The sequence below is a fragment of the Conchiformibius steedae genome (assembly GCF_014054725.1).
Lineage (GTDB): Bacteria > Pseudomonadota > Gammaproteobacteria > Burkholderiales > Neisseriaceae > Conchiformibius > Conchiformibius steedae.
Genome location: NZ_CP059563.1, coordinates 561,624 through 573,118, shown reverse-complemented (window position 1 = coordinate 573,118; position 11,495 = coordinate 561,624). Strand labels below are relative to the sequence as shown.

The window sequence follows — 11,495 nt, the reverse complement described above, 5'->3', positions numbered from 1 at the left end:
ATTCCTAATTGGGAAGTGTATCAATATAAAACTGTCTATTGTAGTGTTTTTTGCCACGGTTGGGCAAGTGTTTTTTCACGGTTTATCAACAGGTATAATGCGCTTTTTTCATCTTTGTCCTGCTAAAAAGGAATGCCGATGCGCCCCCTGCTTTGCGAAATCCGCCTCAACCGTTTGCGCGAAAACTATCATACTTTGAAACAATTACACGGCGGCAAGCTGTTGGCGGTCGTCAAAGCCGATGCCTACGGACACGGTGCCGTGCGCTGCGCCCAAGCCTTGGACGACATCGCAGACGGTTTTGCCGTGGCAATGTTGGAAGAAGCCTTGCTGTTGCGCGAAAACGGCATTCACAAACCGATTGTACTGTTGGAAGGCGTGTTTGAAGCCAACGAATATGCACAAGTAGAACAATGGGATTTGTGGCCCGTGATTCATCATCAGGCACAATTGGAAAGTTTTTTGGCACACGCTTGGCAGTCGCCGCGTACCGTTTGGCTGAAAATGGACAGCGGCATGCACCGCGCAGGCTTTTTTCCGCACAACTACGCCGCCGCCTATACCGCCTTGCAACAAAGCCCGCACGTCGCCGAAATCATCAAAATGAGCCACTTTGCCTGCGCCGACGAAACCGACCGTGCCATGACCGAATTACAAACCGAAACCTTTGATTTAGCATGTGAAGGTTTAGCAGGCGCAGAAAGTTTGGCAAATTCTGCCGCAATTTTGGACTACCCACCCTCACACCGCGACTGGGGACGCGCAGGACTGGCACTCTATGGTATTTCCCCGTTTGGCGGCAACGATGCCCGTCTCAAACCCGTGATGCGTCTCAGCACCCGCGTATTTGCCGAACGCGTTTTACAACCACACGAACCCGTAGGCTACGGCGCAACCTTCTACACCAAACGCTCCAGCCGCATCGGACTAATTGCCTGCGGTTACGGCGACGGCTACCCCCGCCATGCAAGTACCGATACCCCCATTGCCGCAGACGGCGAACGCACCCGTATTGTCGGGCGCGTATCCATGGACATGATGACCGTAGAACTCAAACACGGCGGCATCGGCAGCGAAATTGAATTGTTTGGCGACACCGTACATGTCAATGAAATCGCCGCTGCCGCAGGCACACTTGCCTACGAAATCGTCTGCAACATCAAACGCGCCCAACGGATTTATAGCGAATAATTTTAAGGCTGTCTGCAATCCCACTTCAGACAGCCTACCCTATTTATCCGCGAACATAAGGATTATGTTGTTTTTCATAACCAATGGTGGTTGTCTCACGATGCCCCGGTAACACACGCACATCATCAGGTAAAGTATAAAGTTTGGTACGGATATTATCTAATAAACCCTGTGGGTCGCTGCGCGGAAAATCGGTACGCCCAACACTTTCCTTAAACAGCGTATCCCCCGCAATCAGTAATTTCTCTGATTCACAATAAAATACCACATGCCCTGGTGTATGCCCGAAAATATGTAAAACCTCAAATACATAATCCCCCAAACGCACCTGCTCCCCCTCTTCCAACCAACGGCTGGGAACAAAAGACGGTGAGAACGCAAAACCATGTTTCGCATAAGCACGAGTGGTTTCAGGCAGGCTTTCCAGCAAAAACAAATCTTCACGGTGCGGACCAATCACTGGCACATCTGCCAATTTCAGCATTTCCACCACCCCACCCGTATGGTCTAAATGACCATGCGTCAGCCAAATCTCTTTTAATGTTAAACCCAATTCCTGTAACTGCGCCCACAATACAGGCACATCGCCCCCCACATCCACCAAAACCGCTTCTTTGCTGGCATCATCCCACAACAAAGTAGCGTTTTGTTCATAAGGGGTAACGGGAATAATTTTGATATTTAAAGCCATTTTCTTTCCATCTTTTTGTTTTATATATATGAAAAATCCCCCGCTATTAAGCGGGGGATTTGAGTATAGGTAGTTTGGCGGTGCCCTACTTTCGCACGGGGATCCGTACTATCATCGGCGCAGCTGCGTTTCACGGTCCTGTTCGGGAAGGGAAGGGGTGGTACCGCAGCGCTGTTGCCGCCAAACATAAAAGGATAAATCGGAAGCCGCTGTTGGGTAATGATGTATTTCAGTAAACTGATTAAGTACTTCAAATGATAGAGTCAAGCCTTACGGGCAATTAGTACAGGTTAGCTCCACACATTGCTGTGCTTCCACACCCTGCCTATCGACGTTCTGGTCTCGAACGACCCTTTAATGTGGTCAAGCCACAAGGGAAGTCTCATCTTCAGGCGGGTTTCGCGCTTAGATGCTTTCAGCGCTTATCCCTTCCGAACTTAGCTACCCGGCGATGCGACTGGCGTCACAACCGGTACACCAGAGGTTCGTCCACTCCGGTCCTCTCGTACTAGGAGCAGCCCCCGTCAAACTTCCAACGCCCACTGCAGATAGGGACCAAACTGTCTCACGACGTTTTAAACCCAGCTCACGTACCACTTTAAATGGCGAACAGCCATACCCTTGGGACCGACTACAGCCCCAGGATGTGATGAGCCGACATCGAGGTGCCAAACTCCGCCGTCGATATGAACTCTTGGGCGGAATCAGCCTGTTATCCCCGGAGTACCTTTTATCCGTTGAGCGATGGCCCTTCCATACAGAACCACCGGATCACTATGTCCTGCTTTCGCACCTGCTCGACTTGTGGGTCTTGCAGTTAAGCTACCTTATGCCATTGCACTATGAGTCCGATTTCCGACCGGACCTAGGTAACCTTCGAACTCCTCCGTTACACTTTGGGAGGAGACCGCCCCAGTCAAACTGCCTACCATGCACGGTCCCCGATCCGGATGACGGATCTGGGTTAGAACCTCAAAGCCACCAGGGTGGTATTTCAAGGGCGGCTCCGCAGAAACTGGCGTTTCTGTTTCATAGCCTCCCACCTATCCTACACAAGTGACTTCAAAGTCCAATGCAAAGCTGCAGTAAAGGTTCACGGGGTCTTTCCGTCTAGCAGCGGGGAGATTGCATCTTCACAACCATTTCAACTTCGCTGAGTCTCGGGAGGAGACAGTGTGGCCATCGTTACGCCATTCGTGCGGGTCGGAACTTACCCGACAAGGAATTTCGCTACCTTAGGACCGTTATAGTTACGGCCGCCGTTTACTGGGGCTTCGATCCGATGCTTGCACATCTTCAATTAACCTTCCAGCACCGGGCAGGCGTCACACCCTATACGTCCACTTTCGTGTTAGCAGAGTGCTGTGTTTTTAATAAACAGTCGCAGCCACCTATTCTCTGCGGCCCTCTTTGGCTTACGGAGCGAGTCCTTCACCTAAAAGGGCATACCTTCTCCCGAAGTTACGGTATCAATTTGCCGAGTTCCTTCTCCCGAGTTCTCTCAAGCGCCTTAGAATTCTCATCCTGCCCACCTGTGTCGGTTTGCGGTACGGTTCTGATTCAACTGAAGCTTAGTGGCTTTTCCTGGAAGCGTGGTATTTGCTGCTTCGCAACCGTGGTTGCTCGTCATCACGTCTCGGCATTAAGGAAGCGGATTTGCCTACTTCCTCTGCCTACCAGCTTAAACAGACTATTCCAACAGTCTGCCAGCATAACCTTCTCCGTCCCCACATCGCATTGAATCAAAGTACGGGAATATTAACCCGTTTCCCATCGGCTACGCATTTCTGCCTCGCCTTAGGGGCCGACTCACCCTACGCCGATGAACGTTGCGTAGGAAACCTTGGGCTTTCGGCGAGCGGGCTTTTCACCCGCTTTATCGCTACTCATGTCAACATTCGCACTTCTGATACCTCCAGCAGCCTTTACAAGCTGCCTTCACAGGCTTACAGAACGCTCCCCTACCATGCTAGTAAACTAGCATCCGCGGCTTCGGTTACAGATTTGAGCCCCGTTACATCTTCCGCGCAGGAAGACTCGACCAGTGAGCTATTACGCTTTCTTTAAATGATGGCTGCTTCTAAGCCAACATCCTGGCTGTCTGTGCCTTCCCACTTCGTTTACCACTTAATCTGTCATTTGGGACCTTAGCCGGCGGTCTGGGTTGTTTCCCTCTTGACAACGGACGTTAGCACCCGCTGTCTGTCTCCCATGATTGCACTTTCCGGTATTCTTAGTTTGCCATGGGTTGGTAAGTCGCAATGACCCCCTAGCCATAACAGTGCTTTACCCCCGGAAGTGATACATGAGGCACTACCTAAATAGTTTTCGGGGAGAACCAGCTATCTCCGAGTTTGTTTAGCCTTTCACCCCTATCCACAGCTCATCCCCGCATTTTGCAACATGCGTGGGTTCGGACCTCCAGTGCGTGTTACCGCACCTTCATCCTGGCCATGGATAGATCACTCGGTTTCGGGTCTACACCCAGCAACTGTTCGCCCTATTAAGACTCGGTTTCCCTGCGCCTCCCCTACTCGGTTAAGCTCGCTACTGAATGTAAGTCGTTGACCCATTATACAAAAGGTACGCAGTCACCCTATACAGGGCTCCCACTGTTTGTATGCATCAGGTTTCAGGTTCTATTTCACTCCCCTCCCGGGGTTCTTTTCGCCTTTCCCTCACGGTACTGGTTCACTATCGGTCGATGATGAGTATTTAGCCTTGGAGGATGGTCCCCCCGTCTTCGGACAGGATTTCACGTGTCCCGCCTTACTTTTCGTGCGCTTAGTACCATGATAGTGTTTTCGGATACGGGGCTATCACCCACTATGGCGGACGTTTCCAAGTCCTTTTCCTAACACTGCCATTATTACGCACAGGCTTTTCCGTGTTCGCTCGCCACTACTTACGGAATCTCGGTTGATTTCTTTTCCTCCGGGTACTTAGATGGTTCAGTTCTCCGGGTTCGCTTCAGCAGAGCTATGTATTCACTCTGTGATACACACTAAAGTGTGTGGGTTTCCCCATTCGGACATCGCGGTATCATTGCTTTATTGCCAGCTTCTCCGCGCTTTTCGCAGGCTTACACGTCCTTCATCGCCTATCATCGCCAAGGCATCCACCTGATGCACTTATTTACTTGACTCTATCATTTGAAGTACCTGTTGACTTCGTTTGTTTGGCGTTGACGACCAGAACAAACTTCAGATACCTTACTTTGATACAGTTTACTGCTTTGTTGTGAATTGTTCCTGCCTTTTGTGTTCAGGAACAATTGATACAATCATCACCCAAATTACTGTGGTTGAAATATATTTATATTTACAACCAACATTGTCTTTGTTTGTTGATTTCGGCTTCCGATTTGTTAAAGAGCGATGCAATTATTTTTGCAAATAAAAACAGACTATTTTACCTTAATCCGCTTTTATTTGCAAAAGCTTTATTTAATATCTGATGAAATACCTGATATTTGGTGGAGGCAAACGGGATCGAACCGATGACCCCCTGCTTGCAAAGCAGGTGCTCTACCAACTGAGCTATGCCCCCAGTATTCTTCAGTTTGGGTCTTTCAAACGGCTTTAAGCAGTTTGGTGGGTCTGGGAGGACTTGAACCTCCGACCCCACGCTTATCAAGCGTGTGCTCTAACCAGCTGAGCTACAAACCCAAGGTCTTTTTCTTGCATCTAACATGATTACCGATAAGTGCGGATACTTGACCGCTTTCTCTAGAAAGGAGGTGATCCAGCCGCAGGTTCCCCTACGGCTACCTTGTTACGACTTCACCCCAGTCATGAAGCATACCGTGTTAAGCGGGCTCCTTTCGGTTACCCTACCCAATTCTGGTATCCCCCACTCCCATGGTGTGACGGGCGGTGTGTACAAGACCCGGGAACGTATTCACCGCAGTATGCTGACCTGCGATTACTAGCGATTCCGACTTCATGCACTCGAGTTGCAGAGTGCAATCCGGACTACGATCGGTTTTCTGGGATTGGCTCCGCCTCGCGGCTTGGCTACCCTCTGTACCGACCATTGTATGACGTGTGAAGCCCTGGTCATAAGGGCCATGAGGACTTGACGTCATCCCCACCTTCCTCCGGTTTGTCACCGGCAGTCTCATCAGAGTGCCCAACTTAATGATGGCAACTGATGACAAGGGTTGCGCTCGTTGCGGGACTTAACCCAACATCTCACGACACGAGCTGACGACAGCCATGCAGCACCTGTGTTACGGTTCCCGAAGGCACAAGCATATCTCTACGCTCTTCCGTACATGTCAAGACCAGGTAAGGTTCTTCGCGTTGCATCGAATTAATCCACATCATCCACCGCTTGTGCGGGTCCCCGTCAATTCCTTTGAGTTTTAATCTTGCGACCGTACTCCCCAGGCGGTCAATTTCACGCGTTAGCTACGCTACTAAGGTGTCAAGCACCCCAACAGCTAATTGACATCGTTTAGGGCGTGGACTACCAGGGTATCTAATCCTGTTTGCTACCCACGCTTTCGGGCATGAACGTCAGTGTTATCCCAGGGGGCTGCCTTCGCCATCGGTATTCCTCCACATCTCTACGCATTTCACTGCTACACGTGGAATTCTACCCCCCTCTGACACACTCTAGCTATCCAGTTCAGAACGCAGTTCCCAGGTTGAGCCCGGGGATTTCACATCCTGCTTAAATAACCGTCTGCGCCCGCTTTACGCCCAGTAATTCCGATTAACGCTCGCACCCTACGTATTACCGCGGCTGCTGGCACGTAGTTAGCCGGTGCTTATTCTTACGGTACCGTCATCAGTCATGGGTATTAGCCACAACTTTTTCTTCCCGTACAAAAGTCCTTTACAACCCGAAGGCCTTCTTCAGACACGCGGCATGGCTGGATCAGGCTTGCGCCCATTGTCCAAAATTCCCCACTGCTGCCTCCCGTAGGAGTCTGGGCCGTGTCTCAGTCCCAGTGTGGCGGATCATCCTCTCAGACCCGCTACTGATCGTTGCCTTGGTAGGCTTTTACCCCACCAACTAGCTAATCAGACATTGGCCGCTCGGATAACGCGAGGTCAGATGATCCCCCGCTTTCCTTCTTAAAGCGTATGCGGTATTAGCTTACCTTTCGGCAAGTTATCCCCCATTACCCGGTACGTTCCAATGCATTACTCACCCGTTCGCCACTCGCCGGCAGAAGTGCAAGCACTTCCCCGCTGCCGTTCGACTTGCATGTGTAAAGCATGCCGCCAGCGTTCAATCTGAGCCAGGATCAAACTCTTATGTTCAATCTCTAACTTAATAACTTCTGGTCTGCTCAAAAAAACCGACAAGAACACAACAAACAAAATTACTGTGTACTCGTCAATCTTGGCAGTGCGGACAAATATCCGCACTTATCGGTAATCAACTGTTAAAGAGCAATAAAAATGGCTACCACAACCAGAAAACTAATGTCGCAGCAGCGAAAAACCGAACTATACGCACTTTGCTAAATCTTGGCAAGCACTAGAGCACAAAAAATTGCAGGAAATTTGACACACCGTTATTTATTAACAGTATTTTGTTGCAAAAATTGTGGCGGAAATTATGCAATCATGTGTGATGCTTTAAACTGCTGTTATTGGGTTCAAAGTGTTGGTATGGGCGTATTATACACGATGTTGGCATTTGTGTTAAAATGTAAAATATTGTATTGGTTATATAATAACACCAAATTAAGGGCTTGATTATGCAAACCACTTCTATTTTACGATATGGGGCTTTGTTGGCAGTATTGGCTGCTGCCGCGTGTTCGCCCGAAAATAATACGAAATCTGTGAAACCGAATCCTGAAGAGATTGAGCTGCTGACACAGGCGCAGGGTATTTTTCAGCCTTTACCCAGCTTTGAGGAAGCCAATAAAGAGCATCATTTGAATGATGAGCAGGTAAAACTGGGACAGCAGCTTTGGTATGACACGCGTTTGTCGCTGGGCAACGATATCAGTTGCAATACCTGCCATCTGCTGACTACGCATGGTGTGGATAACAAACCCACCAGCCCCGGACACAATGGCGCGCCTGGGGTTCGCAATTCGCCTACGGTATTAAATGCGTTTTTATTAAAAACGCAATTTTGGGACGGACGCGCACCCAATATAGAAGAACAAGCCAAACATCCTATTATTAATCCGATTGAAATGGCAATGCCAAATCATGAGAAAGTGGAGCGCAAAATTGCCGCCATTCCGGGTTATGTGAAGCAATTTCAATCAGCTTACGCCCAAAACGGCGGTAAGGTCAGCATTAATAATATCGCGCACGCTTTGGGGGCGTTTCAACGGACGCTGCTGACACCAAGCCGTTGGGACAGTTATCTGAAAGGCGATACGAATGCTTTGAACGAGCAGGAAAAACGCGGAATTAAGTCGTTTATCAACAATGGTTGTGTGGCATGCCATTCGGGGGTAACGCTGGGTGGGGATTTGTTTCAAAAATTCGGTTTGGTAAAAGGACCTTATTGGGATTTGATTCACAGTAAAAACCGTGATGAAGGGGTATTTGACATCACCAAGAAAGAGGAAGACCGTTTTGTGTTCCGCGTGGCGGGTTTGCGTAATGTGGGTAAAACTGCACCTTATTTTCATAACGGCAGCATCGCGGATTTGGGCGAAGCGGTGTCGATTATGGGTGAGGCACAATTGGGCAAGACACTGAGCAAGCAGGATGTGGACGATATTGTGGCGTTTTTGCACAGCACCACGGGCGAAGTGCCGAAAGAGGCTTTACAAGTGCCGAAGCTGCCTGAATAAAGTTGAAATGCTTATTTCCAATCAATAAAAAACATACTGCCAAGCATTTTGGCAGTATGTTTTTTATGGCTTAAACACAAGGTTTATTTGGTAACATCTACAATGCTGCGGGCGGCGCGGCGGGCATCCAGCAGAATCAAACCGAGTTTTGCCGTTTCACGCGCGGTTAAGCATAAAACATTGGTTCCACCTGCCTGAATCAGCAGGGTATAACCCAAACGCCCTTTTACAATGACTTGTTCCAGTTCGCCGCAAGAAAGTTCTTGCGCGGTGCGGTTACCCAGTGCCAGCAATGCGGCAGACATGGCACCGATACGGTCGGCATCAATGTTGCGCGGAAGCATGTGGGCAATAGGCAAGCCGTCGGTAGAAATCACGGCCGATGCGGTAATATCTGCCGAAGAGCTGTTCAAATCACTCAATATGGAAGTTAAAAGTTGTGCATGCATTTTGTTTTCCAATCAATTGCTGTTAAGCGCCTACAGCCAGCCCGGCAGCGCCTTGGCGGGTACGGTACAACACATGCACCAACGATACAAAGGCATCTTTATGCAGTTGCGGTGTTCCGCCCGTTACCAGAATAAAGCGTGATTTATCAATATAAATCGGGAAGAAGGTTAATTCGCTTTGACCGTTCGGGTCGCACAAGCCCCATGCGCTTTGGTAGATATTCAGGTTGTTTTTAATCAGCAGCGAGTGGCGTTCCGACAGGCGGATGGCTTCGCTTGCCAATACTGCGACTTCTTCTGCGGCTTCGTGGTTAAAGCCTGCATTGGCAAAGTAAAAACCGTCTTGGTCAATCAGCAGGGCTTTTTGGTTGTCCGACATCAAAGGCAGCAGCTTGCCCAATACGGTTTCGTTAATCACGGGCATTTTGGCAGGCGCATCGTCGCCGTAAATAAATTCCAAACGCTGCATACGGTAAAGCAGGCTTAATGCGGCTTCCATATCGTTGGTTTGCGCCCACTGCTGCAAACGTTCGGGGGTCATCGGTGCGCTGCCCGATTTCAAAATATTCGCCAACAGCGTGCGGCTGGCGCTCTCGCTTTTGTTTGTAACAGCGTAAAACGCACCGGCGGGCGTGATGTGCGGATACAAATTGGCCTGTAAAGACAAAGTAGAATTAGAATCCATTATTATACCTCTAAACCGGGGTCGATTTGAAACAGCATGGCTGTTACCAATTGTTTAACGTCTTCCTCGTTTCGCGCGTCCACCTCGAACACGGGGGCTACCATATTGTGCTGCGCCAAGTATTTTTGGTACACATCAATACCTGGCACGGCGCGGATGTCCATTTTGGTCACACCGATAACCACAGGGGCGGTTTTGAGCAAATCGGCAAAAGAGTCCAAAAAGAACTTCAAATCTTTAAGCGGATTGGCACGGGTATTGTCCAGCAGCAGCACCAAACCCATGCTGCCCTGACTTAAAATATCCCACATAAAATCAAAACGCTCTTGACCGGGCGTGCCGTACAAATGCACTTTGGTGTTTTCATCTAACTGAATCAGACCATAGTCCATTGCCACGGTGGTGTAGCCCTTGCGCACGGCGGTCATATCCGATGCGTTGGCATCGGTTTGAATCGGCGGCTCGTCCGACAAGGCGGCAATCGCGGTGGTTTTGCCCACACCGACAGGACCTGTAAATACAATTTTGTTTTCTACCAACATAATTCCGATGCCTTCGTTATTTACTGAGTAATCGCTTCATCAAACGGCTGAGCAGACCGCCTTCTTTTTTCGGCTGCTCGGTTTCATCATCATCTGCCGCACGAGCGCGTCCTTCGGAACGCTCCGGCGCGGCGGCGCGGCGTACTGCTTTGGGCATGGCAGCGGCGGCAGCACTATCGGCAGCCGCAGCCCCAGTCTGACTAACCGCCAAATAATCAGTCAGATAAGTAGCAGCGATATAATTCAAAATATCCGCCATATCCAAAGGCATCATTTTATACAGCATATTCAGGCTGACCGATGTTTTGGTCAAAAACGCCGACAAACGCATTGATTCGGGCAAAGGTGCCAGGCGGGTCAGATTGGGCCACTGCTTCAAACGGCACACCGTAGAAGGCGTAAGCGGATACACCAAACGTCCGTTTGCCGTCCACACCGCCACCTGCCACATGCACGATACCACCGTGGCATTAGCACGTTCCTGAATCTGACTGCCTTCAGAAATAATTTTTACCTTAATATCAGGCTGTTCCTGACGACACAGCTCTTCCAGCAGCTTGGAATCGGGCACCCACACGCGCTGAATGGACGGAAAAACCGCCAACACGGGCTTTTCTTTAAACACGATTACCGTGTCTTTGCTTTGATTGAGCAATTCGCGAAAACGCCCCAACAAACCGCGGCGCGGGTCAAAACGCGGAATGCGCATTTCAGCTGCCCGTTCGGGGTGTGCAGGTTTGGCAGGTTCGGCAGGCTGTTGCTGCGCCTGCTGCGCCGCCGCGCCCTGCTGCTGCCCGTTTGCCAGATTACCCACCCATACGCCGTTGCCCTGCAACAAATTACGCAGGCTTAAAAACAGCGTGTCAAACTTAATCGGTTTGGAAAGATAGGGCGCAGTAATCATCGGCGGGCGTTTTGAGAAAAACACCACCACGCTTTTGGGGTAATCGGTTTTGGCTTTCTGCCACACCGCCGCACCCATCGGTCCGTCGCCGTCCACAATCACCATTTCGGGGCGTTCGCTGCTATCTGCACCGATTACCTGATAGGACGTGGTGCTGTGCATTTTAAACGCCATCTTAAACATCGCCTGCTGCCGTTCGTCCATAGCCACAAACAGCAACTTGACGGTTTTTACTTGCGGGATATTGTTATTCAT

At 49.9% G+C, this 11,495-nt stretch carries 7 protein-coding genes, 2 tRNA genes and 3 rRNA genes; 2 read left to right on the top strand and 10 right to left on the bottom strand.

The features are described 5' to 3' along the window. Positions 1-138 precede the first annotated feature (138 nt). On the top strand, positions 139-1,191 hold the full coding sequence (gene alr / locus H3L98_RS03260; protein WP_027022778.1) for an alanine racemase: 1,053 nt from the start codon (positions 139-141) through the stop codon (positions 1,189-1,191). A gap of 43 nt (positions 1,192-1,234) precedes the next feature. Here alr and H3L98_RS03255 read toward each other — a convergent pair whose 3' ends face one another. The 6 genes from H3L98_RS03255 to H3L98_RS03230 form a co-directional block, all read right to left on the bottom strand. Next, positions 1,235-1,882: an MBL fold metallo-hydrolase gene (locus tag H3L98_RS03255; RefSeq protein ID WP_027022779.1), complete on the bottom strand. Its 648-nt coding sequence runs from the start codon at positions 1,880-1,882 to the stop codon at positions 1,235-1,237. Between the two features lie 72 nt (positions 1,883-1,954). Continuing rightward, positions 1,955-2,067, bottom strand: a 5S ribosomal RNA gene (gene rrf, locus H3L98_RS03250). 74 nt (positions 2,068-2,141) lie between these two features. Further along, positions 2,142-5,027 (bottom strand): 23S ribosomal RNA (locus tag H3L98_RS03245). A 328-nt stretch (positions 5,028-5,355) separates the two neighbouring features. Further along, positions 5,356-5,431: transfer RNA gene (locus H3L98_RS03240), tRNA-Ala, on the bottom strand. A gap of 42 nt (positions 5,432-5,473) precedes the next feature. Beyond that, positions 5,474-5,550 (bottom strand) — tRNA-Ile (locus H3L98_RS03235). Positions 5,551-5,614: 64 nt separating this feature from the next. Continuing rightward, a 16S ribosomal RNA gene (locus H3L98_RS03230) occupies positions 5,615-7,155 on the bottom strand. Together the 16S, 23S and 5S rRNA genes with 2 tRNA genes alongside form the textbook arrangement of a ribosomal RNA operon. A gap of 443 nt (positions 7,156-7,598) precedes the next feature. On the opposite strand from H3L98_RS03230, the gene H3L98_RS03225 reads away from it, so the two are divergent. Further along, positions 7,599-8,660 carry a cytochrome-c peroxidase gene (locus H3L98_RS03225; RefSeq protein WP_156932304.1) on the top strand — a complete coding sequence of 354 codons (1,062 nt, stop codon included), beginning with the start codon at positions 7,599-7,601 and terminating at the stop codon, positions 8,658-8,660. Positions 8,661-8,743: 83 nt separating this feature from the next. Here H3L98_RS03225 and H3L98_RS03220 read toward each other — a convergent pair whose 3' ends face one another. The 4 genes from H3L98_RS03220 to H3L98_RS03205 are packed head-to-tail and all read right to left on the bottom strand — an operon-like array spanning position 8,744 to position 11,495. Further along, positions 8,744-9,109 carry a roadblock/LC7 domain-containing protein gene (locus tag H3L98_RS03220; protein ID WP_027022180.1) on the bottom strand — a complete coding sequence of 122 codons (366 nt, stop codon included), beginning with the start codon at positions 9,107-9,109 and terminating at the stop codon, positions 8,744-8,746. Between the two features lie 22 nt (positions 9,110-9,131). Further along, the gene (locus H3L98_RS03215) at positions 9,132-9,794 is read right to left on the bottom strand and encodes a hypothetical protein (protein WP_034333644.1); all 663 of its coding nucleotides are present in this window, start codon (positions 9,792-9,794) and stop codon (positions 9,132-9,134) included. Positions 9,795-9,796: 2 nt separating this feature from the next. Then, entirely contained in the window at positions 9,797-10,333 is a 537-nt protein-coding gene (locus H3L98_RS03210; protein WP_027022182.1) for a GTP-binding protein, read from the bottom strand. A 19-nt stretch (positions 10,334-10,352) separates the two neighbouring features. Further along, positions 10,353-11,495, bottom strand: coding sequence for a hypothetical protein (locus H3L98_RS03205; RefSeq protein ID WP_027022183.1), 1,143 nt, complete (start codon positions 11,493-11,495; stop codon positions 10,353-10,355).

Excerpts from the sequence above, each read along its gene's own strand:
- alr (WP_027022778.1), top strand. The coding sequence starts at position 139 with ATGCGCCCCCTGCTTTGCGAAATCCGCCTCAACCGTTTGCGCGAAAAC.
- H3L98_RS03255 (WP_027022779.1), bottom strand. The coding sequence starts at position 1,882 with ATGGCTTTAAATATCAAAATTATTCCCGTTACCCCTTATGAACAAAAC.
- H3L98_RS03225 (WP_156932304.1), top strand. The coding sequence starts at position 7,599 with ATGCAAACCACTTCTATTTTACGATATGGGGCTTTGTTGGCAGTATTG.
- H3L98_RS03220 (WP_027022180.1), bottom strand. The coding sequence starts at position 9,109 with ATGCATGCACAACTTTTAACTTCCATATTGAGTGATTTGAACAGCTCT.
- H3L98_RS03215 (WP_034333644.1), bottom strand. The coding sequence starts at position 9,794 with ATGGATTCTAATTCTACTTTGTCTTTACAGGCCAATTTGTATCCGCAC.
- H3L98_RS03205 (WP_027022183.1), bottom strand. The coding sequence starts at position 11,495 with ATGAATAACAATATCCCGCAAGTAAAAACCGTCAAGTTGCTGTTTGTG.